This is a genomic window from Caulobacter sp. GW821-FHT09A05 (assembly GCF_059418465.1).
In genome coordinates, this window is the sequence record NZ_JBWKPX010000004.1 from 77,177 (window position 1) to 103,488 (window position 26,312).

Here is a 26,312-nt window from a genome sequence, read left to right on the forward strand (position 1 = left end):
AGACGGATCAGTTGTAGTCCTTTCTCCAGCGGACCGAAAGCTGGGCGTCGCCCTGGCTGCCGATCTTGGACACCAGCGACAGGGCCCGACGCACGCGCCATTCGACCTGGGCCGAGGTTCCCTCCCGTCCGCCGCCGATGATCTCGACATAGACGTCGTCGGTCACGTACTTGCCGCCGGACACGGTCATGCCCGTGGCGCTCTCGGCGAACGACAGGCGGTCCAGGCCGGCCAGGCTGCGAAGATTGCCGATCACGTCGAAGCCGCCGCCGCCCGCCAGGGCCGCCAGGGCCGAAGCCAGCTGCGCCGCCTCGATCGGGGTCAGGTTGGCGGCCGACGACCCGAACAGCACCTGCGACAGCACCTCGTCCTGCGGCAGTTCGGGCTTGGAGGTCAGGGTGATCTCCGGCTTGGCGGCGGTGCCCTGCACCCTGACCACGGCGGTCAGGGCGGGATCTTCGCGCGTGGCGGTCAGGTCCAGCCGTATGCGGTCCAGCTGGGTGGCTAGGCGGACCGTGCCGTTTTGGTCGAATTCGAAGCGCTTGCCGGCGAAGTCGTACTCGCCGCGCACCATTCGCGCCTCGCCATCGAGGACGGGGCTGTTGGTCGAACCACCGACATGGGCGTTCAGCGACAGCTCCACGTCCAGGCCCCGGCCGCGCACGAAGATCCGGCGCGGGGCGGTCAGGGTGACGTCCAAGAGCATGCCGCTGCCCGGAACCACCTTCCGGGCCTCGACGCCCTGGTCCATCTCCTCGGGGCGGTTGCGTTCGACCACGTCCAGCGACACCACCCCGGCCGGCGTCTTGGTCTGGGCCGAGACGTCGGCGCGGTCGATGACCAGGGCGCCGGCCATCTTGACCTTGCCGTCGGCGCCGCGATTGACCGTGGTCTGGCCGCTGGCCGTGGCCGAGGCCAGTTCGTTGTCGATGACCCGGAAGCCCTTCAGGTCCAGCTTGAAGCTGCCCAGACCGCCGCGCGCCAGGCTGATCCGGCCCGACCCGGCCATCGTCCCGCCCTGGCCGTCGCCGGCAGAGACCTGGCTGACGTCGATGGCGTTGTCGGCCAGGGCGACACGCACGATGACGTCGCGCAGGCTCAGGCCCGTCTGGCCGTCGTCGACCCGGCCGCCCTCCAGGCTGGCGCGGCCGGTCAGGCGCGGGTCGGCCAGGGTGCCGGCCAGTTCGCCCTCGGCGTCGATCTTGCCCGACACGCTGCGTTCGGAGCTGCCCAGCAGGTCCCACAGCGGCTTGATCTCGCCCTGCGCCGTGAACTGCCCGCGCACGGGACGCTGGCGGTTGATCGCCAGGTGGAACGGCTTGGCCGAGGCCTCGGTGGGCAGAACCACCTCGGCCTTGGCCTGCAGACCCTGGCTTGTGGTGCTGGTGGCGTTGATGGTCATGGTGTTGTCGCGCAGCACGCCGCGGATCTCGGCGTTCAGGGCGCGGTCCGTGCGGGGCCCCCGCTCGCGGGCCCCGATCAGGTTGGCGTCGAACTCGCCGGTCAGGGTCGGGCCCGAACCGCTGAGCGTCACGTGGGCGTCGACCTTGCCGGCCATGTCGGGATTGATCGCGGTGAGGCTGACTCCGGTCAGCTGGGCGCGCAGCGTGGCAAGGTCGCCGCCGACGTCGGCGTCGAGATCGGCCGCGCCGTCGCCGACCGAGAGGCGCAGGCGGGCGTTGGTGCGCGGGCCGCCGAACCGGATCTGCGCGGCCTCGCGGGTCTTGATCTCGGTGCGCGCCATCGCGCCAGCGGCGTCCAGGGCCAGCAGGTATTCAGGGCCCGACTGGGTCAGCACGCCCGAACCGTTCAGTTTCCAGCGCCCGGACGGAGCCTCGCCCCGCGCCTCGATGGTCAGGGGCAGGCGGGCCATCGGACCGGCGGCCTTCACCGCCGCGTGCCGGACCTTCCAGGCCCCGCCGACAATGTCGTCGGCGGCCAGATCGAGCTGGGCCACGGGGCCGCCCGCGCTGTCGACGATCTTGGCCGTGCCGGCGACCCGGCCCTGGGTCAGGAAGGCGCCGGGTCCGACGGCCACCACCAGGTCGGCCGTGGCGGGACGGCCGCTGCGCAGCGACACCGCGCCCTTGGCCTTGGCGCCGCCGGCGTCGACATCCAGATCCCTCAGCTCCAGCCCGCCTGGCGCGAAGCTGAACGCCGCGCGCGCCTTGGCCGGCCCGTACTGGCTGCCGGCCTCTATTGAGGCCACGCCATCGCCGCCATCGGGGCGCTTGGCGAACGACAGCACCACATGGGCGTCCTTCAACGGCAGGCGCGGCACGTCGATGGAGTCGAAGTCGGCGATCAGGTCGGCCTTGGGCGCCGTCAGCGTCCCGGTCACCGCGCCCGTGCCCTTGGCCTTGCCGGCGACCTCGATCGGGCCGACGACGAACGGTCCCGTAGCGGTCCAATCCAGCTTGAAGCCCAGCGCGGCGCCCGGGCCAAGGACGCCTGAGGCGCGGACCGAGGCGGCCGTCCCGTCCAGCTTGGCGTCGGCCACCGAGAGCCGTTCGTTGGCCCAGGAGGCTCGAGCATTCAGCCGCGGGGTCTTGCCCAGCAGCCGGTCCAGCTCGGCCAGACCGGTGGCGAAGTTGCCGCCGCGCGCATCGACGGTCAGCAGCCACGGCTTGCCGACGCCCTGGCTGGCCGACCATTTGGCGGTCGCCTGGCCCTTCATGCCGGGGCGAACCGGGGACAGGGAGCCGACCTTGGCCTCGCCCTTGAACGACAGGCCGCCCAGGATGCCGCGCTCGCCCTGGGCGACGACGGTCAGGTTGGGGGCCTGGACCTTGGCGGATCGGATCAGGAAGCGGCCGTCCTTCAGCCGCGCGCCCTCAAACTGGGCCGAGGGCGTACGGCCCAGCACGGCCAGCAGTCCCTGCCCGCCGCCGCCCTCCGTGGTGGCTTCGCCCTTGATGGTCAGCTCGCCGCGCTTCCAGCCGATGGTCGCCGGGCCCCTGGCCCGCGCCAGGCGATAGCCGAGCAAGGACAGGTCGCGAACATCGACCCGGCCGTCGATCAGCAGGCCGTCGCCGGTCAGGTGGAGCACGCCGTCCGCGACGCCGGTCCCCATGGCCGGCAATGGCGTCACGCGCGACAGATTGCCGACCTTGGCGCTGAAGGCCAGGCCGGCCGGCGCGGTGATCCGCTTGCCCAGGTCGGCCGGACCGTGGGCGACCAGGCTCAGGTTCTGGCTGTCGATCTTCAGGTCCAGGTCGCTGAAAGCCCCGACCTTGCGTCCGACGATCGAGAAGCGAGCGTCGGCCCCGAACATCTTCTCTTCGCGATCGGTCAGGGTCGACGCCGCCAGGTCGATGTGGCCCGTCGCCGATCCGCCCTGCGGCGTCCAGGCGCCGCCGGCCTTCAGCGGCGTGGCGTCGCCGGACCGCGCCAGCAGGGTGAACGCACCCTGGCTCACAGTGCCGTGGGCCTTGGCGTTCAGGTCGAAGGGTCGGTCGGGCGACAGCCCCATCGCCCCGGCCAGCGCTCCGCCATTGGCCTCCTGGGCCTCGGCGTCGAGCAACAGGGTCTTGTCCCGTCCCAGATCGAAGATCAGCTTCAAATGGTCGCCGACGTGCAGGCGGCTCGACGCCCTCAGGGCGCCTTTCTGGCCGCCCTGCCGTTCGGACTCGTAGTCGCCGCTCAGGTCGAAGTCGCCGGCCTGGCGGCTGAACTCCGGCCGGGTGATCACGCGCAGGGCCACGCGGTCCAGGTCCACCGACAACGGCGCGGCGCTGGACTTGCCCTTGGGGGTCAGGGTCGGCCGACGCAGCACCACGACCTGGCGGGCGGTGATCTCGTCGGCGTGGAAGCGGCGGTAGAACAGCTCGGCCGGACGCCAGTCGACATGGAGGTCGGCGGCGTCCAGCCAGACGCCCTTCTCGTCGCTGATCGTCAGGCGGCGGACGCCGAACGCGCTCCAGATGTCGCCCGTCAGGCCCTCGATCCTCAATCGGCCGATGCGACCCAGCTTCAACCCGCTGGTGCGCGCCTCCAGGAAGGCGCGGCCCTGCGGGGTGATGGCCCCGAAACGCACGCCGCCCAGCAGCACGGCGACCAGCACCACCAGGCTGATCGAAACGATGATGACAAAGCCCGGCCAGCCGATCTTGCGCGCGACCTTGGTCGCCGTCTCGGCGACGGCTTCCGGAAGGTCCTCGGGCGGTGGCCCGCCAGGTGGTTTTTGGGCGTCGGTCAAAAGGCCTGCCCGATGCTGATATAGACCTGGAACGCCGGATCGCCCGATCGCCGGCTGACCGGCATGGCGATGTCGGCCCGGATCGGCCCGAAGCCCAGGTCGTAACGGACGCCCACGCCCACGCCCACCCCGAAATCGTCGCCGTTGGGCCACTTGTCGACCCCGACGGCGCCGGCGTCGATGAAGGCCACCGCCCCCCAGGTGTCGGTGAACCTGTGGCGCAGCTCGAGCGAGCTCTCCAGCAGCGACAGGCCGCCCTGCGGCGTGCTGGTGTTGTCGATCCTCGGTCCGATGGCCTGATAGGAAAAGCCGCGCACCGACCCGCCGCCGCCCGCGTAGAAGCGCCTGGAGGCCGGCACCTCCGGCATGGTGCCGCCCAGGATCTGCCCGGCCTTGATCCGGCCCGCCAGCACGGTGCGCGCGCCCTCGCCGAATGGCAGATAGGCCGTGCTCTGGGCCTGAACCTTCATGAAGGCCATGGTCAGGTCGCCGGTGATCGCGGTGGGCTCGGCCCGCACGTCCAGCCGCCAGCCCTTGGTGGGGTCCAGCACGCTGTCGGACCGGTCCCAGGCCTGCGCCCCCAGCAGGGTGAAGGTGGCGAAGTTCTGCCGGATGTCGGTGGTCACGCCATTGGTGGTGGTGGGCGAATCGATCTGCGAGACGTCCAGCGAGACGCCATACGTCCGGTAGATGGTCGGCTGCAGCCGCCGGGTCAGGTCCGCGCCGACATGGGCGCCGGTTTCGGTATAGGCGTCGGTGTTGTCGCGGAAGATGGCGGTGTTCAGCTTCAGGGTCTGCTGGCTGCGTCGCCAGTGCGGCAGGGCCAGCTCGGCCTCCAGGCGGCTGTCCAGCTTGGCCAGCCGCGCCGTCAGGGTGGTGGTGTCGGCGCGACGAAGACGGTTGTAGCGGATCCACTTGGCGTCCACGCCTGGCCCGTCGGTGCTCGAATAGCTGGCGCCCAGCTCGATCGTCTTGGCCTTGCGGTCGGCCAGGGTGACGATCACCGGCCGCAGGCCGTCGGGCGTCGCCTTGTCCTTGGGCGCCAGCGACACCGAAACCGTGTCGTAGACCCCGGTGTCGCGCAGCCGCCGCTCCAGCTCGGCGATGTCGTCGGGCTCGTAGATGTCGCCCGACTTCCAGGGCGCCAGATGCTGCACCCAGGCGGGGTTCGACCGGCCCTGCGTCACCACCTGGATGCCGTCGACGTGGGTCAGGTCGCCCGCCGCGATGTGAAAGGTCGGACGCACCGTGTGGTCGGCGTGGTCGACGACGACCTCGCGCGGCTCGGCCGTGGCGTCCGCATAGCCCAGCTGCTGCACCTGGGAGACCGCGCGCCCCTCGGCCGCCAGCACGTCGGCGGCCCGCCCCGGGGCGCCCGGCGTCAGTCGGATGACGCTCTGCGCCCGCTGGGCGACGCCTTCGTCCGGCGGGGTTCCGCTCCAGGCCAGCTGGGGATCGGCGATCACGAAGACCGGCCCGGGGGTGATCTTGAGAATCGCGCGGGGCGGATCGGCTTCGGACACGTCGGGCTCGACGACATAGCCGTAATAGCCTTCCGAGCGCAGCACCGCGACGGCCTCGTCGCCGGCGTCGCGCGCCCGGCGGCGGGCTTCCGAGCGGCTGCGCGGCGGCTGCTTGGCCTCGGTCATGGCGCGCTGGATCGCCTCGCGCAGCGCACGGTCCTCGACGCCGGTGATGGTGGCTGCCGGCTCTGCCGCATTGGCATGGCCGGCGACCATCAGAGTCGCCGCGGTCATGCCAAGGGCTAGTCTCTTACGCACCAAGCCTTCCAGTTCCCGCGCAGCGCCCCGAACCCCCTGTAATGGCGCCCCCGCCGGCTGTCACGCGGTGAAATGTAACCAAACGCTCCCCGCCATGAGCCCGTGCGCGTCAGAGCGGCGCCCAAATCTTGAGCAGGACCGCACATTTCGTCATCGCGACAAGAAAAGCACCGCTTGCGTCCTTCGTGCGTTCTAGGCTGGATCGGGACACGTCGCCTCATTGCGGCGGACGGGGTGTGCAAAGTGGACACGGGCGTGGTGGCGAAAATCAAGGACATCGACGATACCCCCACCTTGCCGATGACCGGGGCGGCCTACCTGCCCGGCGCGGCTTATGACGAGATGATCGCCCAGGGCGGCGACGTGCGGGCCCACTACGCGGCGCTGCAAACCCGAATCTCCACCCTGGGCGCCGGCGAGCTGGCCGACCGGCAACGGATGCTGGAACGCTCGTTCCTGCTGCAGGGCATCACCTTCACCGTCTATGGGGCCGACAGCGCCACCGAGCGGATCATCCCGACCGACCTTTTCCCGCGCATCCTGCCCGCCCAGGAATGGGCCAAGATCGAGGCCGGCCTGACCCAGCGCCTGCAGGCGCTGAACATGTTCCTGGCCGACATCTACGGCGAGCAGCAGATCCTGATGGACGGGGTGGTGCCCCGCGAACTGGTGCTGGGCGCGCCCTCGTACCGTCGCGAGATGCAGAACCTCTACGTGCCTCACAAGGCCTACGCCAACGTCTGCGGCAGCGACCTGATTCGCGGCCAGGACGGTGAGTTCGCCGTGCTGGAGGACAATCTGCGGGTCCCGTCCGGCGTGTCCTACATGCTGGCCAACCGCGACGCCTCCAAGCGGACCTTCCCCGGCGCCTATCGCGAGGCCGGGGTGCGGCCGGTCGAGCGCTATCCCGACCTGCTGCTGGCCACGCTCAAGAGCATGAGCGCCGACTGGCGGCCGAACCCCCAGGTCGTGGTGCTGACCCCGGGCGTCTACAACTCGGCCTATTACGAGCACGCTTATCTGGCGCGGCTGATGGGCGTGCCGCTGGTCGAGGGCCGCGACCTCGTGGTCCATGACAACATGGTCTACATGCGCACCACCACCGGCTTGCGGCGGGTGGACGTGATCTATCGCCGGGTCGACGACGACTTCATCGACCCCCTCACCTTCCGGCGCGATTCGTCGCTGGGCGCGGCGGGCCTGTTCAACGCCTACCGGGCCGGCAACGTGGTGATCTGCAACGCCCCCGGCACCGGCGTGGCCGATGACAAGGCCGTCTACGCCTTCGTGCCCGACATTATCCGCTACTATCTGGGCGAGGACGCCATCCTGCCGAACATCGAGACCTTCCTGTGCCGCGAGCCGGCCCAGCTGAGCCACGTGCTCGACAATCTCGACAAGCTGGTGGTCAAGGCGGTGGGCGCCTCGGGCGGCTACGGCATGCTGGTGGGCCCCCACGCCTCGGCCCGGGAGCGTTCGGAGTTCGCCGACGCCCTGAAGGCCGATCCGGCCAACTACATCGCCCAGCCGACCATCCAGCTGTCGACCGCGCCGTGCCTGGTCGACAGCCGCATCGAACCGCGCCACGTCGACCTGCGGCCCTTCATCCTCTCGGGCGAGAAGACCGTGGTCACCCCCGGGGCCCTGACCCGCGTGGCGTTGAAGCGCGGTTCGCTGGTGGTCAATTCCAGCCAGGGCGGCGGATCGAAGGACACCTGGGTGCTGGCCGAGGAAAACGGCCACAACGGCCATGGCGGCGGCCATCCCGCCGAAAAGGGACCCGGCCAATGATGCTCGCCCCCTTCTTTGACAAGGAGACGCTCGCATGATGCTCGCTCGGGTCGCCGACAGCCTCTACTGGCTGGGCCGCTATATCGAGCGGGCCGAGCACCTGTCACGCCTGTCGACCGTGATGCTCAACGCCACGCTCGACCAGACCGACACCGGGGCCGAGGCCGTGCGCATCGCCCTTTCGGCGGTCGGGGAGACCGAGCTGACCGCCGGCGCCTTCGAGGCGGCCAAGGGCCTGGTCCTGGACCGCTCGGACCCCAATTCGGTGGTCTCGTCCCTGTCGCGGGCCCGGGAAAACGCCCGCCAGGTCCGCGACCAGATCACCACCGAGACCTGGGAGCGGCTGAACCTCCTCTATCTAAAGGTCATCGACCGCAACGCCGGCCGCGAGTTCGCCGACAACTCGGTGACCTTCCTGCACGACATCATCGCCGACGTGCACCTGTTCAAGGGCGCGGCCGACACCACCATGAGCCACGGCGAAAGCTGGCGGTTCATGATGGTCGGCATGTACCTTGAGCGCGCCCAGCTGATCGCCAGCCTGCTGGAGGCCTGCTTCTCCGAGGACAGCCCCAAGGTCAACGACCACCTGGCCCTGGTCAGCCTGCTGCGGATGGGCTGCGCGCTGGAGCCCTACCTGCGGGTCTACACCGCCGAGATCGAGCCGCGCCACATCCTGGAGTTCATGGTGTTCGACGAGGACTTCCCGCGCTCGATCCGTTTCGCCACCAGCCAGATCGAAAAGCACCTCAGCGAACTGGCCCGCCACGTCGAGGCCACGGGACGCGCGGCGCCGGAGCGGCTGGCCGGGCGGCTGAAGGCCCGGCTGGAGTTCGCCGACGTCGGCGAGCTGGAAACCCAGGGCGCGGGCGAACTCCTGACCACCGTCGCCAACGAATGCGCCCGCATCCACCAGGCGATCTACGAAACCTTCGTCGCCTACCCGCTGGAAATGCGCCTCCCCGCCTAGGAATACCGCCCGTGTTGCTCGAGATCCGCCACGTCACCCAGTACCATTACGAACGGCCCGTCCGCGAAAGCCTGATGGAGCTGTGGATGCAGCCCCAGAAGGGCGCGCGCCAGCGGCTGGTCAGCTTCGAGCTGGACATCGAACCCGCCGCCCAGGTGTTCTCCTACGCCGACAGCTTCGGCAACGCCGTCTACCATTTCGACGTGCCCCAGCCGCATGACGGCCTGACGATCATCGCCCGCTCGGCCGTCGAGACCGAGCCGGTGCACGAATGGCCCGTGCCGCTGGACATGGGCGAGTGGGAACGGCTGAAGAGCGCCTTCGTCAAGGGCGAGTGCTTCGACTACCTGCAGCCGCACGGCTTCGTCCACATGACGACGGCCCTGGAGACCTTCATCGCCGAGCACGACCTGGACGCTCTGCGCCGCCGCGATCCGTTCTCGGCCGTCCAGGCCCTGTGCGACACGATCTACAAGGCCTTCGAGTACCAGCCGGGGGTCACCGACGCCGACAGCCCGATCGACCTGGCGCTGAGCGCCGGCCGCGGGGTCTGCCAGGACTTCGCCCACATCATGCTGGCCATCTGCCGCGCCTGGGGCATCCCGGCCCGCTACGTGTCCGGCTACCTGTTCACCGACCGCGAGGCCGGCGACCGATCCGATCCCGACGCCACCCATGCCTGGGTCGAGGTGTTCCTGCCCAGCTATCGCTGGGTGGGGTTCGATCCGACCAACAATGTCATGACCGGCGAGCGCCACGTGGCCGTGGCCGTGGGCCGGGACTACAGCGACGTCACCCCGTCGCGAGGCGTCTACAAGGGCGATTCCGAGAGCCACCTGGCGGTCGGCGTCTCGGTGCGGCGGGCCCGGGCGGCGGTGGCCGAACCGGAATTCCTGCGCCTGCCCCGCCCTTCGGCCCCGTTCGGTTCGGCCAACCGCCGGCGGGCCAGCGCCGACGCCATCCGCGAACAGCAGCAGCGCCAGCAGCAGCAACAGTAGGTCCGCGACGCGCTAGACCGGGTAGACGTGGCTCTTGCGGGTCGCGACCCGGATCGTCCCGACGAACCGGCCGGCCTCGGCGCGCGAGGCGCAGATCTCGACCTGGCGGCCGTCGGCGGCCGTGGCGGCCACGGCGGTGAGGGCGCCCTGCACGTGCGCTCGGTCGACCCGGACCTCGAAGCCGCCGTCGTCCAGAGCGAAGTCGTGCGGCCGCACGAAGGCCACGGCCGCGCCGTCGCGGACGCCGTCGGCGGCCAAGGACACCGCGCCGGCGGTGAAGCGCCCGCCCGAGACCGCGCCCTCGAAGCGGTTGGCCTCGCCCACGAAGCCGCAGACGAACGGGGTGGCGGGGTTGTCGTGCACCTCGTCGGGCGTGCCGATCTGCTCGATGCGGCCGGCGTTGAGGATCGCGACCCGGTCGGCCAGTCCCAGGGCTTCTTCCTGGTCGTGGGTGACGAAGATGGTGGTGACGCCGGTGGCGTCGTGCACCCGGCGCAGCTCCCTGCGCAGCGACTTGCGGACGGTGGCGTCCAAAGCGCCGAACGGCTCGTCCAGCAGCAGCACGCTGGGCTGCACGGCCAGGGCGCGCGACAGGGCCACGCGCTGGCGCTGGCCGCCCGACAGCTGCGAGGGGTAGCGCTTGCCCAGGCCGTCCAGCTCGACCAGCTTCAGCAGTTCCTCGACGCGGCGGTCGATCTCGGCCTTGGGCGGCTTGTCCTTGCCCTTGCGGACGTCCAAGCCGAAGGCGATGTTGCGCGCGACGGTCATGTGCTTGAACAGCGCGTACTGCTGGAACACGAAGCCGACGCGACGGGCGGCGGCCGAGGCGAAGGTGACGTCCTGGCCCTCGAACAGCACCTGGCCGGCGTCGGGGAATTCCAGGCCGGCGATGGTGCGCAGCAGGGTGGTCTTGCCCGAGCCCGACGGCCCCAGCAGCGCCACGAGCTCGCCGTCGGCGATCTCCAGGTCGACGCTGTTCAGGGCCGGATAGCGCCCGAACTTCTTTTCGACGGAACGGATGGAAATGGTCATGGGAGCGTCTTCGTTCCGGTCAATCTAGTGGCCGCCGCCGCGCTTGACGTCGGGTTGGGCGATCTCGAGCAGGCTCTTGAGCACCAGGGTCACGATCGCCAGCAGGCACAGCAGGGCGGCGACGGCGAAGGCGGCGACGAAGTCGTACTCGTTGTAGAGGATTTCTACGTGCAGCGGCATGGTGTTGGTCAGGCCGCGGATGTGGCCGCTGACCACCGAGACCGCGCCGAACTCGCCCATGGCCCGGGCGTTGCACAGCAGCACGCCGTACAGCAGCCCCCAGCGCACGTTGGGCGCGGTCACCCGCCAGAAGGTGTAGAGGCCCGAGGCCCCCATCGAGACCGCCGCCTCTTCCTCCGACACCCCCTGCTCCTGCATCAGCGGGATCAGCTCGCGGGCGATGAACGGGAAGGTCACGAAGATCGTCGCCAGCACGATGCCGGGCACGGCGAAGATGATCTTGATGTCGTGGTCGACCAGGCGCTCGCCGAACCAGCCCTGCAGGCCGAAGACCAGCACGTAGATCAGGCCGGCCACCACCGGCGACACCGAGAACGGCAGGTCGATCAGGGTGATCAGCAGCGGCTTGCCGGGGAAGTCGTGCTTGGCGATCGCCCAGGCGGCGCACAGGCCGAACAGGGCGTTGAACGGCACGGCGATTCCGGCGGTGATCAGGGTCAGCTTGATCGCCGCCAGGGCATCGGGCGTGGTGATGGCGTCCAGCGCCGGCCCCAGGCCCTTGCGCAGGGCCTCGGCGAACACCGCGGCCAGGGGCAGGATCAGGACCAGGCCCAGGAAGGCCAGGACCAGGCCGACGACCACGATCTTGGCCCACAGAGGATCGTCGGTCGGGTGGCGGAAATTGGCCTTGGTCGGCGCGGACATCAGACGAACCTCCGCGACCACGCCTGGATGGCGTTGATGACCAGCAGCATCAGGAACGAGACGCCCAGCATGACCAGGGCGATGGCCGCGGCGTTCGCGTATTCGAACTGCTCCAGCTGGATGATGATCAGCAGCGGCGCGATCTCGGACTTGTAAGGCATGTTGCCGGCGATGAAGATCACCGAGCCGTACTCGCCGACCCCGCGAGCGAAGGCCAGGGCGAAGCCGGTCAGCCAGGCGGGGCCCAGGGCGGGCAGGATGATCCGGGCGATGGTGGCCAAGCGCCCCGCCCCCAGGCTGGCGGCGGCCTCCTCGACGTCGGCCGACAGGTCGCGCATCACCGGCTCCAGGGTGCGGACCACGAACGGCAGGCCGATGAAGATCAGGGCGATGGTCACCCCGATCGGGTTGTAGGCGGCCTTGATCCCCAGCGGGGTCAGGTACTGCCCGACCCAGCCGTTGGGGGCGTACAGCGTGGCCAGGGCGATGCCGGCCACGGCGGTCGGCAGGGCGAACGGCAGGTCGACCAGGGCGTTGACCACGGCCTTGCCGGGGAACTCGTAGCGCACCAGGGCCCAGGTGGTCAGCACGCCGAACACCCCGTTGATCACCGCCGCCACGAAGGCCGCGCCGAAGGTCAGGCGATAGGCCGCCAGGGCCCGTTCCGAAAAGGCGGCGGCGACGAACTGGGCCGGCGACAGGGCCGAGGCCTTGATCGCCACGGCCGACAGCGGGATCAGCACGATCAGCGACAGGATCGTCAGGGTCACGCCCAGGGTCAGGCCGAAGCCCGGGATCGCCGAGCGTCGGCGAAACAGCGGTCGACGTGAAGCGCGGGCGGGCGCGGAAATCGTTTCGGCGGTCATCGGGTGATCGTCGTCCAGCATCCGCGTCGGGCCCCGGCACGGAGCCATGAAAACAGGAACGCGCCAAGCCGTGAATTGGCCAAGGGCGCGGTGAAGCTGGTGCGGCTTAAATCCCTACACGGCCGGTCGGGTCAATTGAGTTCGTCGAAGGGGGCGAACAGAAAAACTGTGGGGACGCCATCCCCCCTCCGGCCCTTCGGGCCACCTCCCCCAGAGGGGGAGGATCTACGCCGTGCAACTGCTCCCCCTCTGGGGGAGCTGTCGGCGAAGCCGACTGAGGGGGTCTCGCGGCGCGATCTCTCGTCCTCACGCGGAATCCGCTGAGCTGGTGGGGAGGGTGCGAAGCGCCCGGGCCTCGCCCGGAGTAGCTTTGATGTTGTTACCGTTTCGACGAAGTACAGGCGCTTCGCGTGGAGCCGTTATCCGGAAGCCTTCGGGTCGCGGATTCTTAACCCGCTCCGATGGAGGCCCCCGACGGGCAGGACGTTGGCGCGTCCTGGACCGCCCGGGCGATTTCAGCCCAGGCCTGCTGGCCGTATCCGCCTATCCTGGGCGCCGAAGCTTCGTCGCGACTAAGGCGAACCTGCCGCGGACCGACCTGAGACGTCTCCGAGGAGACACGACGGACAAACCTTCCCGCTCGTCCACCCCCGAAGGCCGCATCGGTCGCCGTACGTGCGCCCTCCCCGTGCCTTCAGGTGGGAGCATTATGCGGTCAGGGCGGAGGGGTGAGCGTAGAAAACCTGCGTTTTCCTGTAGCCCGCTGATTTCCTTGGACATCGTTTCGACGATCGCGGGGATGGACGCGCCCGCGATGGACACTCCCCTCACGGCATGGTTGAACAGGCTGGTTGCTTGGGGGACTCGCCAGAAATGACCGACACGATCGTGGGGTCGCGCCCCTTCGACATGGGCCGGGTGATTTCCGGAACCTTCGCGGTGATCGGCCGCAACTTCGTCCCCTTCGTCCTGTTGGCCCTGCTGCTGGGCGGACTGCCGAGCCTGCTGGCGGGCCTGTTCAACCTGCGCTTCGCCAGCGAAGCGGCGACGTTCCAGCCCCGCTGGATCGGCGGCTCGCTGATCGGCGGCCTGGTCATGCTGGCCGCCGCCTACGTGCTGCAAGCGGCCATCGTGCACGCCACCGTGACGGACCTCAACGGCCGACGCGTCGTGCTGGGCGACAGCCTGAAGGTCGGCGTGATCGAGGCCTTCACCCGCAGCCGCGACCTGACCCGCGGGCGGCGCTGGCCGATCTTCGGCCTGTTCGTGCTCTACGCCATCGCGGCCGGGGTCCTGAACGCGGTGATCCTGGCGGCCTTCGCGCCGTTCGCCCTGGGCAAGAGCCTGCCGATGGGCGCTTCGGTGGACGGCGTCGCCCAGTCCCTGAACCTCGTCCAACTGGTCGCCGATCCGCTGGTCGCGACGATCACCGCCCTGGTCAGCACCGCCGGCCTGGCGACGCTCTATTTCGAGCTGCGCGGCTCCCGCGAAGGCGTCGGCCCCGAAGCGCTCGCTTCGGTGTTCGACTGAGCCTCCCCGCCTTGTCCAAGCCCCCACACGCCCGGAGACGTTGATGACCGACGCCTTGACGCGAACGGGTTTCAACACCGGGCGCGCGTTCCAGTACGCGACGACGATCCTCAAACGCGACCTTGCCCGGCTCGCGTTGTTTTCGGTCCTCTTCGTCGGCCTCCCGGACGCGGCCGTGACCTTTCTGACCCCGCTCTTCGCCGATACCGCGGCGGGTTATCGTGACCCCGCCGTCTGGGTCATGCTGCTGCTCGGCATGCTGGTGATCTTGCTCGGCGGGATGTTGCTCCAGGCGATAGCGGCGCGTGGCCTCGCCAAGGACCTGGGCGATCGGCGCGCCGGGGAAGTCGCCTTTGGTCGGCCTCGTGACTGGCTGGCCCTTGTCGCGTTGGCCACGGTCACCGGCCTGGGCATCCTCTGTGGGTTCATCCTGCTGGTCATTCCAGGCGTCGTCCTTTCCCTGGCCTGGCTTGTGGTGGTTCCGGCCATGGTGACCGAGCGCCTTGGCGTGATGGAGGCCATCCGCCGAAGCAACCGCCTGACGGGCGGGGCGCGCGGGACGATCTTCGGCCTGACGATCGCGGTCGGCCTAGTCGGATTCATCCCCGCCTGGTTGCTCCAACTGCTGGCCGACGCCCTAGCCAATCCAGTCGTCAGCGCCATCGTCGATCCGGCGATGCAATCCGTCTCGGGCCTGGTCAACGCGATTTTCGCCGTCGCGATCTATCACGAGCTGCGCTGGAGCAAGGAGGGCGCGCCGACGGACCGTCTCGTGGAAGTCTTCGCCTAGTTCTCCGCCCCCGCCGGTGTGGGACTGAACACCTATCCCTTGTCGAACTTGTCCTTGCGGCGCTTCCCCAGCAGCAGCCGCGACTCCAGGCGGCCACGCAGGGCCGCGTAATAGGCGGCCAGGAAGTCGCCGTCCGACTCGTCAGGGGCGGCGTTCCAGCCGATCTTCAGGCGGATGCGGGCGGCGACCAGGGCGATGGTCTTGGTCTCGTAGCGGCGCAGCACGTCTTCCAAAACGTGCAGTTCCTTGACCCCATAGGCGTCCAGCTGGGCCATGGTGAACTTGAAGCGGCCCACGGACGGCCGCGAGGTCTCCACCAGGTCGGGCGCCAGCTTGCGGGTCGGCGCCTTGACCACCCAGGTTCCGGCCACAAGGTCGCCCACCCGCAGGCGGTCGCGGTTGAACAGCGGGAACAGCATGAAGACCGCGCACCAGAGCAGGCCGGCCAGGTTGATCCATGCCTCGACCTGGTCGCCCTGCACGGCCAGGAAGCTGATGGGCAGGTAGAGCTCGATCTCGCGCATGGCGTTGCGGGCGAAGATGGCGTCGGCGGTCAGCCGCCCGCCGTTGCGGGCTGCCACGCGCAGCCCCATGGCCCGCTTGCCCGGGGTGGCCGCGCGGGGCGTCAGCTCGAACAATACGAAATAGAGGTTGCGCAGCACGAAGAAGACCAGCACCGCCACCGTGCCGATCACCTCCCAGCCCTTGCCCTTCGAGCCGATCATCGCCAGCCCCGCCAGCAGGGCGAAGGCGATCAGGGCGCCCAGCATGACGAGCAGGTCGATCAGCAGGGCGGCGGCGCGCTCGCCCGCATCGCCCAGCCGCAGCTTCAGGTCCACGCCCTCGGGCGTGACCAGCGAGCGGGCTCGGCGGTCGTCGCCGGCCGCCGGGTCGCCGATCGCAGGCGCCGCCACGGCGGCCTTGGCCTTCTTGCGGGTCGCCTTCATCCGACGACGCTCCGGCGGCGCGGCAGGTAGAGATAGGCCGGCCAGGCGACCAGGGTGGCCAGGCCGATCCCGTAGCGTGCGAAGTCGTTCTGGATCACCTGCCGCCCGACGCCCTCCAGGATGCCGGCGCAGAACAGCATGACCACGACCCCGCCCATCAGGGTCGCGGCCTGCCGGCCCGCCTGGGCCATGGCGGCCGGGCGAGAGAGGTCGCCGGGGAAGGCCAGGGTCCAGCCGATCCTCAGGCCCGCCGCGCCCGCCAGGACCACGGCCGAGATCTCGGTCACCCCATGGATCGCCAGCCAGCCGCCGGCCTCGAAGCCCAGGCCCTTCATGGCGAACGCCGCCAGGAAGGCGCCCAGCATCGCGCCGTTGTAGGCCATCAGCATCGAGGTCGGCAGGCAGAAGGCGAAGCCCAGGGCGAAGGCGAAGATCGCCACGCCGGAATTGTGGGTGAACAGGAAGGCGGCGAACACCGACAGGCCCTTGTGTTCGCCCTGGTCGTAGAGCGTGGCCCGCATCGCCTCGACCGAGGCCGTCGGCCCGCGCCCACCCGCCAGGTCGCCCGGCACGAAGGCGCTGAACCAGTCGGGGTCGTGCAGGGTCAGGAAATAGGCCGCCAGCACGCCGACCAGGGTCAGCAGGAAGCTGGCCAGGGTCTCGCGCCACAGCGCCTTGGCCGCGTCGGGCCAGGCGTGGCCGAAGAAGCCGCCCAGCCGCTCGAGGAAGTTGGACCGCGTGCCGTAGACCAGGAAATAGGCCCGAGTGCTCAGGCTCTCCAGATAGTCGACCAGGCCCTGGTCCAGCGAGGTGGCGCGGGCCACCGACAGCGACGACAGGGCCTGGCGGTACAGCACCGGCAGGGCCAGCAGCTCCTCGTCGCTGAGCGCCTTGGCCGAACCCTTGCCGACCTTGGTCAGCAGCTTTTCCAGCCGTCGCCAGTCGTCCTCGCGCTCGGCCCGGAAGCGGTAGCTCTTCAGGTGCAGCTCGGCCATCAGAGCAGGTCCCGGCGCTTGAGGTCCAGATAGCTGGCCAGCAGGGCCGGCCCGACCTGGTCGGCCGGGGCCTCGACGATCTCCACGCCCATGCGGCGCAGGCGGGTCACCACCACGTCGCGCTCGCGCAGCAGCGAGGCGGCGACCACGGCGCGCGAGACGTCGTCGGCGGTCTCGGGCGCCTTGCGCTCGATCGCCTCCAGCTCCTCGTCGCGCATCATCACGAACAGCACCAGGTGCTGGCGCAGCAGGCGGCCGACGTTCTCGAGCATCAGCTCGGCGCTGGTGGAGTCGGCGATGTCGGTGAACACCACGATCAGCGAGCGCCGCGACAGCTGGCCCGACAGCTGGGTCAGGCCCAGGGTGTAGTTGGTCTCCTCCGTCGAATAGTCGATCCTGGAGGCCAGACGCTGCAGGGCGACGAAGGCGTTGGGGCCGGACGTGACCCCGCTCGAGATGTTCGGCTTGGCGTCGAATCCGAACAGCCCGACCTTGTCGCCCATCTTCAGGCCGACATAGGCCAGCAGCAGGGTGGCGTTCAGGGCGTGGTCCAGCCGCGGCCGGCCCAGCAGCGACTGGCTCATCAGCCGGCCGGTGTCGATGGCCGCGACGATGTGGTGGTTGCGCTCGACGTGGAACTCCTTGGCCAGCAGAGCGCCGTGGCGGGCCGACTGCTTCCAGTCGATGGCCCGGCGGTTCATGCCGGGGCGGAAGTCGGTCAGGGCGTGGAAGTCGCTGCCGCCGCCCAGGTCCAGCTGCAGACGGTGGCCGACCGAGGGGTCGCGGGAGAACAGGCGCAGGGCCTCTTCCTTGACGCCGGCGATGTCCAGCGTGACCGGGATCACCCTGTCCAGCGCGTCGTCGCGCTGCTTCCAGGTCAGGCCCAGCGGGCCGCGCCAGCGGGCCGAGACGCGGTGCACCCTGCCCTCGCCGCGCCGGACCGCCGTCAGGTCCATCGGCAGGGCGGCCTGGCGCTCATGGGTCCGGGCCCGGCCGTGGGCGGGTTCGGCCGCCAGCCGATCGTCCAGGTCTATGGCGAACTCCACGCTCCCTGGCGCCACGCCGCGCGGGAACGCGGCCCGCAGCAGCGCCGGCTCGCTCGCGCCGCTGGACATCGAGCCGGGCGCGGTCAGGCTCAGCTGCACCCTGCGCCGGCCGGGGGCCAGCAGGGCGTCGACGAACAGCAGGGCCGCGACCAGCGCGATCCAGGCCGGTCCCACCAGCCACAGTCGCCCCGAGACGAGCGCCGCCGCCAGGGCCAGGGGCGCGCCCAGGACCATCAGGAAGATCGCTCTCGCCGTGGGATAGATCCGCACGTCCCGCCCCTAGCCAGCCCAGTTCGCCACGAGACTCATCGTGGGGCCTCGACCTGGTCGACCAGGCCGCGCACCACGTCGTCGACCTTGCGGCCCTCGATCTCGGCGGCCGGCGACAGGATCACCCGGTGGCGCAGGGCCGGCAGGGCCAGGGCCTTGACGTCGTCGGGGATCACGTAGTCGCGGCCCTCGAGGGCGGCGCGGGCCCGGGCGGCGACGGCCAGCATGGCCGCGCAGCGCGGCGAGGCCCCGCCCGACAGCTCGCCGGTGTCGCGGGTGGCCCGCACCACCCCGACGATGTAGCGGACGATGTCGTCGGTCAGGCGCACGGACGCCACCGCCGCCACGGCCTCGCCGATCGTGGCGGTGTCGCCGGCCGCCTCGACGCCGAACGCTTCCGGCGAGGGCTGGCCCGTGCGGCCGCCGTGGCTGGCGACGATGGCGGTCTCCTCGGCCAGGCTGGGATAGGCCAGCACGTGCTTGAACAGGAAGCGGTCCAGCTGGGCCTCCGGCAGCGGATAGGTGCCCTGCTGCTCCAGCGGGTTCTGGGTGGCCACCACCATGAAGCGGTCGCTGAGCGCATGGCGCTCCCCGTCCAGGGTGACGTTGCGCTCCTGCATGGCTTCCAGCAGGGCCGCCTGGGTCTTGGGCGGGGTGCGGTTGATCTCGTCGGCCAGCAGCAGCTCGCAGAAGATCGGCCCCTTGACCAGGGTGAAGGCGCTGGTCTGGAAGTTGAACAGGTTGGCGCCCAGGATGTCGCCCGGCATCAGGTCGGGCGTGAACTGGATGCGGCCGAACTCGAGGTTCACCGCCTGGGCGAAGCACTGGGCCAGGAAGGTCTTGGCCGTGCCGGGCGGGCCCTCCAGCAGCACGTGGCCGCCGGCGAACAGGGCCGTCAGCATCAGGTCGATGGTGTCGTTCTGGCCGACCACCGCCTTGGCGGTCTGCTCGCGGATCCTGCCGGCGAGCGCCTGCACCTCAGCGACGTTCACGGGTCATCTCCAGTCTCCACTGATGCCATTTGACGGCGACCTTCATCAGGTCGCCGAGGGAACGGACCGTTCGGGTTTCCTCGTCCAGGTGCGAGGCGCTGTCGGCCGCGCCGAAGCGCTGGCCCTGGCGGTCCAGGAAATCGGTCAGGGCCTGGCCCTCCAGACGCTGGCCGCCGTGCCGCGGCCCACCCAGGGCCCGGATGGCGGCGGCGCGCTGCAATTCGGCGTAACGCGGCGCCAGGGCGGGCTCGCGCCGGGCCATGCGGATCAGGCCGGCGGAATTGTCGATCAGGGCGTCCTTGCCCAGCGCCAGGGCCCGCTCGCCGCGCCGCACGGCGCGGAACCGCGCGGCGGCGTGCAGCCCCATCAGCAGGGCGGCGGCCACCAGGCACAGGGTGGCCCCGACGAACGGCGCCTCGAAGGCCAGTTTCAGGATGCTGCGCGAGCGGGCGAAGCCGTTGAGCGTGACGTCGAAGGCGATGGTCCGGCCCCGGTCCTCCCTGAAGGCGCGGCCGCCGCCGGCGGCGTCATCCCGCAGCGCTTGCAGGATGCTCACCCCGCCACGCGCCGTATGGACGTCCTTCAGCCCCATGGTGTTCAGAAGGTCGGGGTCGGCCAGGAAATAGGTCTCGGTCGGCAGGCGCCGCGCCAGGACGATCCGTCCCTTGGCGTCGGTGAGCACCGGGGCCAGGCCGGGACCGGACAGGGTCTGCAGGTTCCGGATCGGACCCGTGTCCAGCACCAGCCCCTCGGCCAGGCCGCCCGGCGTCCCGGTCAGCCTCTGCGCCGCCGCCCCCTTGTCGATCGTGGTCGAGGCCTTGGGAATCCCGACGGCCTTGAGCAGCCCGGCCAGGTTCTTGGGGTCCACGGGCTCCAGGCCGCTCACCCAGCCTGGATGGCGCGGGTCCAGCCCGCCCGTCCATTTGGGCAGCACCACCAGGGTGCGCGACGACAGCTGGGCCGCCTTGACGTAGGCGTCGCGCGAGAGGTTCGACTCCGGCGTGAAGATGATCAGCGCCGGCTCCTCATGACGCAGGTCGCGACGACTGACGATCACCGGCTCGCCCATCTCCCGCAGCAGGCGGACCATGCCGCCATAGCCGATCGCCGACTTCGACAGGGCGTGGGCCCGGGCGTTGTCGCCCGACTGCAGGTCCGGCGCGTAGGTCGACAGCACCATGAAGGCCGAGAAGGCGAAGACCCCGGCCACGATCATGCCCAGCACGACCTTGGGCGAGAACAGCCCCCCGTCGCCGTCGCGCGGTATCTCCGTCGCCGGCGTGGCCTGCGCGTCGCTCATCGCCAGGCCTCGTTGAAGGCGAAGCCCTCGTAGGCCTGACGGCAGGCGGCGAATTCGTCGGCGCCGACCGGCCGCCCGCCAAAGAAGCTGCGCTCCACCACCCGGGCGATCTGGCTGAACGTGCGGCGCACGCGCTCGGGCACGCCGTCCAGCTGGGCGATGTCGCGGCTGGTCAGGGCCGGCTTGATCAGGTCCGGACGCTTGCCTTCGATATCCTCGATGCTGCGGAACAGGATCAGGTGCACCGCCTCGGCGAAGCGGCCGGCGGCGGCCAGGCGATCGGCGTCCTCCAGCAGCGTCCGGGCCTTGGCGGCGCTGGGCCGCCAGGCCTCGTCGCCCAGGACGGGGCCCTTGTTCGGCTTCATCGAGGGCCAGCGCGTGGCGATCAGCTCGCGCCCCACGAAATAGAGGATGACCGCCGCCCCGAGGATCAGGCAGCCCCAGAACACATAGGTCAGGTAGGGCGCGGCCGCCGCCAGCATCTTGCCCAGCGCCAGCAGCCAGTCGGGAACGTCCGGCGGCTTGGGCGCGGCGGTCGGCTGGAACTGCAGGTCCTTGCCGCGCAGCAGAGCGTCATGGGCGCGTGCGAAGGCGTCCGACGCGCCGTCGAAACCCGGCGACGCCGCGTTGCGATCCACACCAGCCCCCGCCGTCAAACGCTCACTCCGCATTGCCCCGATGACACTGCTAGACGATTCAACTTTCAGTGTCGCGTGCAACTGGCGCGGCGCGCGATTCTTCGGGACGCGCGCGGCGATCCGCGGCCGAGGGCGTGCTCCGCATGCGGAGGCTCGATTCGACGCCCGCGCTCGGCCAGGGCGGCCTCCGCGCCTTGGGCGCGGCGCGGCCGCGAGGCTCAGCCCGCGCCGCCGAGGCGGTGATTTTAATCAATCATTTCAAGGGAGGTTGGTGGGCCGGCTGGGATTCGAACCCAGGACCATTCGATTAAAAGTCGAATGCTCTACCACTGAGCTACCGGCCCGCATCGACACGGCGGGAGGCCGGTGGAAGCGGCGCGGACCATAGTCGGGGCATGCTCGGCTCGCAAGCGTGCTTTCGTACGGAGAGGGAGATGACGAATGCCTCGTCCTGGCGTTAGGCTGGCTTCATGCGCAGTCTGTTGCTTCTCGCGATCGTCGTTCCCCTGCTGGCCGCCTGCGCGTCCAAGTCCGAGCCCCCGCCGCAGAAGATCCAGACGACCTCGGACGCCAACAAGGACGGCATCACGGGCGCGGCCGGCGCGCCACTGCGCGACATGAACCTGCTGCGCACCAAGATCCCGCCGGTCCTGCTGGAGGCCATGGCCGATCCCTACGCCCGTCCGCCGGGCAAGAAGATCAGCTGCGACATCCTGATCTCGATGGTCGCCCCCCTGGACCTGGCCCTGGGCGAGGATGTCGACCGCCGCCCGCCGGAGGACGACGAGGACCTGATGGATCGCGGCAAGCGCATGGCCGGCTCCGCGGCCTTCGGCGCCATGGCCAGCGCCGCCCAGGACCTGATCCCGATGCGCGGCTGGGTCCGCAAGCTGAGCGGCGCCGAGAAGCACGACAAGCTGGTGCAGAGCGCCATGGCCTCGGGCGCGATCCGCCGGGCCTATCTGAAGGGCCTGGGCGAGGCGCGCGGCTGCGACCCGCCGGCCACGCCCCAGCACCTGGCCAAGCCCGCCGCGCCGATCGTCGAGAAGCGCTTTCCCTGGCAGAAGGACGAGCCGGCGGCGGAGACCCCGGTCGTCGAGACCTCGCAAGCCGACGCGCCGGCCGTGGACGCGCCAACGGCCGCCACGCCGCCCGAGCCGCCAGCTTCCCCGCCGGTCAAGAAGAAGAAGCCATTCTACAAGATCTGGTAGGGGAAGAGCCGACGGTCGGGCCGCTCCACACCCCGTGGCCACACGCACCGGTGCGACACCCCCTACCCGCCCCGCTGACGCGCCGCGAAGTCCCGGCGGAAGGCCTCGAACCGGCCCTCGGCGATCGCCGCGCGCATGGCCGCCGTCAAGGCCTGGAAGAAGGCGATGTTGTGCCAGGACAGCAGCACCTGGCCCAGGATCTCCTCGGCCTTGAACAGGTGGCGCAGATAGGCCTTGGAATAGTCGCGGCTGGCCGGGCAGTCGCTGGTCGGGTCCAGCGGCTCCTCGTCCTCGGCGTAGCGGGCGTTCTTGATGTTGATCGCCCCGTTCCAGGTCCAGGCCTGGCCGTGGCGGCCCGAGCGGGTGGGCAGCACGCAGTCGAACATGTCCACGCCGCGCCAGACGGCCTCGACCAGGTCGATCGGCTTGCCCACGCCCATCAGGTAGCGGGGTCGGTCGGTCGGCAGCATGGCGGGGGCGTAGTCCAGCACCTCGCACATCGCCTCGTGCCCCTCGCCGACGGCGAGGCCGCCCAGGGCGTAGCCGTCGAAGCCGATCTCCTGCAGCCGGTCCGATGACTCCTGGCGCAGGTTGCGGAAGGTCGAACCCTGCTGGATGCCGAACAGGGCCTGGCCGTCGCGCGTCCCGAACGCGGCCTTGGAACGCTTGCCCCAGCGGGCCGACAGCTCCATGCCCTGGCGCGCCCTGGCCTCTTCCGCCGGCCAGGCGACGCACTCGTCCAACTGCATGACGATGTCGCTGCCCAGCAGGTCGGCCTGGATCTCCATCGACCGCTCGGGGCTCAGCACGTGCCTGGAACCATCGATGTGGCTGGAGAAGGTGACGGCCTCCTCGGTGACCTTGCTGATCCCCGACAGGCTCATCACCTGGAAGCCGCCGCTATCGGTCAGGATCGGCCCGTCCCAGCGCATGAACTTGTGGAGCCCGCCCAGCCGCTTCACCCGCTCGGCCGTGGGTCGCAGCATCAGGTGGTAGGTGTTGCCCAGGATGATGTCGGCGCCGGTCGCCTTGACCTGGTCGACCATCAGCGCCTTGACCGTGGCGGCCGTGCCCACCGGCATGAAGGCCGGGGTGCGGATGTCGCCGCGGGGGGTCTTCAGCACGCCCGTGCGCGCCGCCCCATCGGTGGCTTTGATCTCGAACGGAAAGGCCGCCATCAGGTTTGCCCAGGATCGGCGCGGAACAGCAGGGATCCGTCGCCATAGGAATAGAAGCGATAGCCCGTGGCGATCGCGTGCCCGTAGGCCGCCTTCATGGTCGCCTGGCCGGCGAAGGCGCTGACCAGCATGAACAGGGTCGACTTGGGCAGGTGGAAATTGGTCATCAGCACGTCGGCGGCCCGGAAGCGGTAGCCGGGGGTGATGAAGATCGCCGTTTCGTCGGCGAACGGCCTGATCACCCCGTCCTCGCCCGTGGCGCTCTCCAGCAGGCGCAAGGACGTGGTTCCCACGCAGACGATGCGGCCGCCGGCGGCGCGGGCGGTGTTCAGGGCGTCGGCCACCGTGGCCGGAACCTCGCCGAACTCGGCGTGCATCCTGTGTTCGGCGATGACCTCGGTCTTGACCGGCAGGAAGGTGCCCGCGCCGACGTGCAGGGTGACGAAGTGCAGGGACACGCCCCTCGCCTTCAGCCGCTCCAGCAGGTCGGGGGTGAAGTGCAGGCCGGCGGTCGGGGCGGCCACCGAGCCGTCCTCGCGGGCGTAGACGGTCTGGTAGTCGGCCCGGTCGCGCGCGTCCTCGGCGCGCTTGGCGGCGATATAGGGCGGCAGCGGCATCTCGCCGTGGGCGGCCACGGCCAGGTCCAGGTCGACGCCGGCGAAGTCGAAGGCCAGCTCGATCTCGCCGCCCTCGCGCTTGGCGACCACGGTGGCGTCCAGCAGGCCGGCCATGCAGGCGCGGTCGGAGTCATGGCCGAAGGCGATGCGGTCGCCTTCCTTCAGCCGCTTGCCCGGACGCATGAAGGCCACCCAGCGGTCGGGCGCCACGCGCCGGTGCAGGGTGGCCTCGACGGCCACCGGCGATCCGTCGCCGCCGCCCGTCTCCCGCCCCGCCCGCCGGCCCATCAGGCGGGCCGGAATCACGCGGGTGTCGTTGAAGACCAGGGCGTCGCCCGGGCGCAGGAAGTCGGGCAGATCGCGCACGACGCGGTCTTCCAGGCCCTCGCCCGGCTTGACCACCAGCAGCCGCGCGGAATCCCGCGGCTCGGCCGGCCGCAAGGCGATCGCCGCGTCGGGCAGGTAAAAATCGAAGTCGGACAGGCGCATGGGGCGGCTTCAAGGCCACGGCGAGGCGTCGAGGTCAAGCGCCGAGGCGGGGTGACCCAGCCAAGCTTCGATGGACAAACCGCCTTTCCGGCCGCCATCCTGCCCCCTCGACGCCATCACGGGGGAGTCATGACCGTCATCGACCGCCGCTTGCCGGCCCTGCTGGCCTGCCTGGCCCTCGCCGCCTGCAAGCCCGCGACGGAGGTCAAGACGCCCGAAGCCGCGCCCTTGCCGTCGACCGCCCCGGCCGCGACGCCGGCCGCGCCGGCGACGTTCTCGAACGACCCGACCCTGGACAGCCGGGGCGTCTATCTCACCCGCGCCGTCGTCCAGTCCGGCAACCTCAAGCTGGCCTCGCTGGACATCGGCCAGGCCGGGGACTTCGCCGATTGGGAAGCCGGCAAGCGCCCGACGACCTACGCGCCGATCTTCATGACCTTCGACGATGTCACCAGCCCGACGGCGGAAAACGAGCTGGGCCAGACCTATCGCACGGTGTCGATCCGGGTGATGCCGACCGCCTATCGCGTCGACGGCCGGGAGGTCAGCTTCCATGGCGTCGACCCGAACCTGGGCCAGGTGACCTTCACCGGCGCCTTCGATCTCAAGGCGCTGAAGGCGGCCAAGGCCGCCGGCCCCGGCGAACCGAAGCCGGTCCTGACGGGCGTGCTGCAGGTCGGCGACCGCGCCTTCCGCGACATCGTCTTCAGCTACTTCGGCGGCGACTAAGGCCCGCGCGGACGGCGTGCGGTCGTGCTAAGGGCCGTGAAATGCGCCTCGTCCTCCATCTCGCCAACCTGTTCCTGCGCGGCACCGCGCTGATGCTGTGCCTGGCGGGCGCGGTCGCTGGGCTGGCCGGCCTGGGCGGCGCGTTCAGCGACCGTCTCGACATCCTGACCCACGGGGCGCCGGCCTGGCTGGCGTGCGCGGCGGCCGGCCTGGCCCTGGCCGTCGCCTTCTCGCGGGGCGACGAGCGCAAGGCCCTCTCGGCGTTCGCCCTGCTCGGGATCGTCGCCACGCTGGCCCTGATGGGGCCGGAGCTGGTCTTGGCCCTGCAACGGCCGGAAAAGGCGGCGAAGGCCTCGTCGCAGGTCAAGCTGGTCCAGTTCAACGCCTGGGCCGACAACCTCGACCCCGCCGCCACGACCGCCTGGCTGCTGAAGCAGAACGCCGATGTCGTGGTTCTCGAGGAGGCCGGCGGCGGGGCCTGGCCCGTGGTGCGCGCGCTCAAGAAGGCCTATCCCCACAGCACGGCTTGTGGGGTCAGGTACGGCTGCGACACCCGGATGTTCAGCCGCTGGCCCATCGTCGCGGAACACGGCTTCCATCAGGACAACCTTGATCTGGCCGGCGGCTGGATGACCTTGCGCCATCCGCTCGGCGACTTCACCGTGGCGGGCGCCCATTTCGTCTGGCCCATTCCCGCGGGACAGTGGCAGGCCCAGAGCCGGACGCTGGTCCACAGGCTGGCGCCCTTCCCCAGGGACAGCCTGATCCTCACCGGCGACTTCAATTCCACGCCCTGGTCGTGGAGCCTGCGCCGACAGGACAAGGCCCTGGGCCTGGAGCGCCGCACCCGCGCCCTGGCCAGCTGGCCCAGCGGCGCGTTCTCGCGGGTGCTCAAGGCGCCCTTCCCCGTCCTGCCGATCGACCACGTCTATGCCGGCAAGGCCTGGAAGACGGTCAAGGTCGAGCGCGGCCCCAGCCTGGGCTCGGACCACCGGCCGGTGGTGGCGATCCTCGCCCGCTGAAGAGCGGCCGGCCGGCGCTCAGCAAAAGGGCCCCGGT

21 protein-coding genes and 1 tRNA gene are annotated in these 26,312 nt (G+C 70.3%); 8 read left to right on the forward strand and 14 right to left on the reverse strand.

Annotation, left to right across the window (positions count from 1 at the left end; genetic code table 11):
- Positions 1-7: 7 nt before the first annotated feature.
- Together AC07NX_RS05060 and AC07NX_RS05065 are read right to left on the reverse strand one after the other, a co-directional pair.
- Entirely contained in the window at positions 8-4,198 is a 4,191-nt protein-coding gene (locus AC07NX_RS05060) for a translocation/assembly module TamB domain-containing protein (RefSeq protein ID WP_494639677.1), read from the reverse strand.
- Positions 4,195-5,955, reverse strand: a complete 1,761-nt coding sequence (locus AC07NX_RS05065) for an autotransporter assembly complex protein TamA (RefSeq protein WP_494639679.1) — start codon at positions 5,953-5,955, stop codon at positions 4,195-4,197. The genes AC07NX_RS05060 and AC07NX_RS05065 overlap by 4 nt, the downstream gene beginning before the upstream one ends.
- A gap of 324 nt (positions 5,956-6,279) precedes the next feature.
- Between AC07NX_RS05065 and AC07NX_RS05070 the strand changes: the two genes are divergently transcribed.
- From AC07NX_RS05070 to AC07NX_RS05080, 3 genes are read left to right on the forward strand one after another with little or no spacing between them, the layout of a single operon-like run.
- A complete protein-coding gene (locus tag AC07NX_RS05070; protein WP_494640023.1) occupies positions 6,280-7,770 on the forward strand; it encodes a circularly permuted type 2 ATP-grasp protein in 1,491 nt (496 codons plus the stop codon).
- 34 nt (positions 7,771-7,804) lie between these two features.
- Positions 7,805-8,740: an alpha-E domain-containing protein gene (locus tag AC07NX_RS05075; RefSeq protein WP_494639681.1), complete on the forward strand. Its 936-nt coding sequence runs from the start codon at positions 7,805-7,807 to the stop codon at positions 8,738-8,740.
- Between the two features lie 11 nt (positions 8,741-8,751).
- Entirely contained in the window at positions 8,752-9,738 is a 987-nt protein-coding gene (locus tag AC07NX_RS05080) for a transglutaminase family protein (protein ID WP_494639683.1), read from the forward strand.
- Positions 9,739-9,750: 12 nt separating this feature from the next.
- Here AC07NX_RS05080 and AC07NX_RS05085 read toward each other — a convergent pair whose 3' ends face one another.
- Genes AC07NX_RS05085 through cysT form a run of 3 tightly spaced genes read right to left on the reverse strand, consistent with a single transcriptional unit; the run spans position 9,751 to position 12,521 of the window.
- Positions 9,751-10,770, reverse strand: coding sequence for a sulfate/molybdate ABC transporter ATP-binding protein (locus AC07NX_RS05085; RefSeq protein WP_494639685.1), 1,020 nt, complete (start codon positions 10,768-10,770; stop codon positions 9,751-9,753).
- Positions 10,771-10,794: 24 nt separating this feature from the next.
- On the reverse strand, positions 10,795-11,655 hold the full coding sequence (gene cysW, locus AC07NX_RS05090) for a sulfate ABC transporter permease subunit CysW (RefSeq protein ID WP_494639687.1): 861 nt from the start codon (positions 11,653-11,655) through the stop codon (positions 10,795-10,797).
- Positions 11,655-12,521 carry a sulfate ABC transporter permease subunit CysT gene (cysT, locus tag AC07NX_RS05095; protein WP_494639689.1) on the reverse strand — a complete coding sequence of 289 codons (867 nt, stop codon included), beginning with the start codon at positions 12,519-12,521 and terminating at the stop codon, positions 11,655-11,657. Before cysT ends, cysW begins: the two co-directional genes overlap by 1 nt.
- Before the next feature lie 873 nt (positions 12,522-13,394).
- On the opposite strand from cysT, the gene AC07NX_RS05100 reads away from it, so the two are divergent.
- Together AC07NX_RS05100 and AC07NX_RS05105 are read left to right on the forward strand one after the other, a co-directional pair.
- On the forward strand, positions 13,395-14,051 hold the full coding sequence (locus AC07NX_RS05100) for a hypothetical protein (protein ID WP_494639691.1): 657 nt from the start codon (positions 13,395-13,397) through the stop codon (positions 14,049-14,051).
- 43 nt (positions 14,052-14,094) lie between these two features.
- Positions 14,095-14,841 (forward strand): hypothetical protein, encoded by a 747-nt coding sequence (locus AC07NX_RS05105; protein WP_494639692.1) that lies wholly within the window; start codon positions 14,095-14,097, stop codon positions 14,839-14,841.
- A gap of 32 nt (positions 14,842-14,873) precedes the next feature.
- Here the strand turns inward: AC07NX_RS05105 and AC07NX_RS05110 are convergent, their stop codons facing one another.
- From AC07NX_RS05110 to AC07NX_RS05140, 7 genes are all read right to left on the reverse strand, one after another.
- Complete coding sequence (locus AC07NX_RS05110) at positions 14,874-15,788, reverse strand: RDD family protein (protein ID WP_494639694.1); 915 nt, start codon at positions 15,786-15,788, stop codon at positions 14,874-14,876.
- Positions 15,785-16,783, reverse strand: a complete 999-nt coding sequence (locus AC07NX_RS05115) for a stage II sporulation protein M (protein ID WP_494639695.1) — start codon at positions 16,781-16,783, stop codon at positions 15,785-15,787. The genes AC07NX_RS05110 and AC07NX_RS05115 overlap by 4 nt, the downstream gene beginning before the upstream one ends.
- Complete coding sequence (locus AC07NX_RS05120) at positions 16,783-18,099, reverse strand: DUF58 domain-containing protein (RefSeq protein ID WP_494639697.1); 1,317 nt, start codon at positions 18,097-18,099, stop codon at positions 16,783-16,785. The genes AC07NX_RS05115 and AC07NX_RS05120 overlap by 1 nt, the downstream gene beginning before the upstream one ends.
- A 35-nt stretch (positions 18,100-18,134) precedes the next feature.
- Positions 18,135-19,091 carry an AAA family ATPase gene (locus AC07NX_RS05125; RefSeq protein WP_494639699.1) on the reverse strand — a complete coding sequence of 319 codons (957 nt, stop codon included), beginning with the start codon at positions 19,089-19,091 and terminating at the stop codon, positions 18,135-18,137.
- On the reverse strand, positions 19,078-20,391 hold the full coding sequence (locus AC07NX_RS05130) for a hypothetical protein (protein ID WP_494639700.1): 1,314 nt from the start codon (positions 20,389-20,391) through the stop codon (positions 19,078-19,080). Before AC07NX_RS05130 ends, AC07NX_RS05125 begins: the two co-directional genes overlap by 14 nt.
- Entirely contained in the window at positions 20,388-21,029 is a 642-nt protein-coding gene (locus AC07NX_RS05135; protein WP_494639702.1) for a DUF4129 domain-containing protein, read from the reverse strand. Before AC07NX_RS05135 ends, AC07NX_RS05130 begins: the two co-directional genes overlap by 4 nt.
- 269 nt (positions 21,030-21,298) lie before the next feature.
- Positions 21,299-21,373, reverse strand: a tRNA-Lys gene (locus AC07NX_RS05140).
- A gap of 126 nt (positions 21,374-21,499) precedes the next feature.
- Here AC07NX_RS05140 and AC07NX_RS05145 point away from each other — a divergent pair.
- On the forward strand, positions 21,500-22,240 hold the full coding sequence (locus AC07NX_RS05145; protein ID WP_494639704.1) for a hypothetical protein: 741 nt from the start codon (positions 21,500-21,502) through the stop codon (positions 22,238-22,240).
- Between the two features lie 62 nt (positions 22,241-22,302).
- Here the strand turns inward: AC07NX_RS05145 and tgt are convergent, their stop codons facing one another.
- Together tgt and queA are read right to left on the reverse strand one after the other, a co-directional pair.
- Complete coding sequence (gene tgt / locus AC07NX_RS05150) at positions 22,303-23,418, reverse strand: tRNA guanosine(34) transglycosylase Tgt (protein WP_494639705.1); 1,116 nt, start codon at positions 23,416-23,418, stop codon at positions 22,303-22,305.
- Entirely contained in the window at positions 23,418-24,524 is a 1,107-nt protein-coding gene (queA, locus tag AC07NX_RS05155; RefSeq protein WP_494639707.1) for a tRNA preQ1(34) S-adenosylmethionine ribosyltransferase-isomerase QueA, read from the reverse strand. The genes tgt and queA overlap by 1 nt, the downstream gene beginning before the upstream one ends.
- Before the next feature lie 129 nt (positions 24,525-24,653).
- Here queA and AC07NX_RS05160 point away from each other — a divergent pair, with 129 nt between their 5' ends.
- Together AC07NX_RS05160 and AC07NX_RS05165 are read left to right on the forward strand one after the other, a co-directional pair.
- Positions 24,654-25,253, forward strand: a complete 600-nt coding sequence (locus AC07NX_RS05160; protein WP_494639709.1) for a hypothetical protein — start codon at positions 24,654-24,656, stop codon at positions 25,251-25,253.
- A gap of 41 nt (positions 25,254-25,294) precedes the next feature.
- Positions 25,295-26,275, forward strand: a complete 981-nt coding sequence (locus AC07NX_RS05165) for an endonuclease/exonuclease/phosphatase family protein (RefSeq protein ID WP_494639711.1) — start codon at positions 25,295-25,297, stop codon at positions 26,273-26,275.
- Positions 26,276-26,312 lie beyond the last annotated feature (37 nt).

What these genes read in the sequence shown, in the direction of transcription:
- AC07NX_RS05065 (WP_494639679.1), bottom strand. Translation starts at nt 5,955, where the DNA reads ATGACCGCGGCGACTCTGATGGTCGCCGGCCATGCCAATGCGGCAGAG.
- AC07NX_RS05085 (WP_494639685.1), bottom strand. Translation starts at nt 10,770, where the DNA reads ATGACCATTTCCATCCGTTCCGTCGAAAAGAAGTTCGGGCGCTATCCG.
- queA (WP_494639707.1), bottom strand. Translation starts at nt 24,524, where the DNA reads ATGCGCCTGTCCGACTTCGATTTTTACCTGCCCGACGCGGCGATCGCC.
- AC07NX_RS05145 (WP_494639704.1), top strand. Translation starts at nt 21,500, where the DNA reads ATGCGCAGTCTGTTGCTTCTCGCGATCGTCGTTCCCCTGCTGGCCGCC.
- AC07NX_RS05130 (WP_494639700.1), bottom strand. Translation starts at nt 20,391, where the DNA reads ATGAGCGACGCGCAGGCCACGCCGGCGACGGAGATACCGCGCGACGGC.
- AC07NX_RS05115 (WP_494639695.1), bottom strand. Translation starts at nt 16,783, where the DNA reads ATGGCCGAGCTGCACCTGAAGAGCTACCGCTTCCGGGCCGAGCGCGAG.
- cysT (WP_494639689.1), bottom strand. Translation starts at nt 12,521, where the DNA reads ATGACCGCCGAAACGATTTCCGCGCCCGCCCGCGCTTCACGTCGACCG.
- cysW (WP_494639687.1), bottom strand. Translation starts at nt 11,655, where the DNA reads ATGTCCGCGCCGACCAAGGCCAATTTCCGCCACCCGACCGACGATCCT.
- tgt (WP_494639705.1), bottom strand. Translation starts at nt 23,418, where the DNA reads ATGGCGGCCTTTCCGTTCGAGATCAAAGCCACCGATGGGGCGGCGCGC.
- AC07NX_RS05110 (WP_494639694.1), bottom strand. Translation starts at nt 15,788, where the DNA reads ATGAAGGCGACCCGCAAGAAGGCCAAGGCCGCCGTGGCGGCGCCTGCG.
- AC07NX_RS05075 (WP_494639681.1), top strand. Translation starts at nt 7,805, where the DNA reads ATGATGCTCGCTCGGGTCGCCGACAGCCTCTACTGGCTGGGCCGCTAT.
- AC07NX_RS05070 (WP_494640023.1), top strand. Translation starts at nt 6,280, where the DNA reads ATGACCGGGGCGGCCTACCTGCCCGGCGCGGCTTATGACGAGATGATC.
- AC07NX_RS05165 (WP_494639711.1), top strand. Translation starts at nt 25,295, where the DNA reads ATGCGCCTCGTCCTCCATCTCGCCAACCTGTTCCTGCGCGGCACCGCG.
- AC07NX_RS05160 (WP_494639709.1), top strand. Translation starts at nt 24,654, where the DNA reads ATGACCGTCATCGACCGCCGCTTGCCGGCCCTGCTGGCCTGCCTGGCC.
- AC07NX_RS05105 (WP_494639692.1), top strand. Translation starts at nt 14,095, where the DNA reads ATGACCGACGCCTTGACGCGAACGGGTTTCAACACCGGGCGCGCGTTC.
- AC07NX_RS05100 (WP_494639691.1), top strand. Translation starts at nt 13,395, where the DNA reads ATGACCGACACGATCGTGGGGTCGCGCCCCTTCGACATGGGCCGGGTG.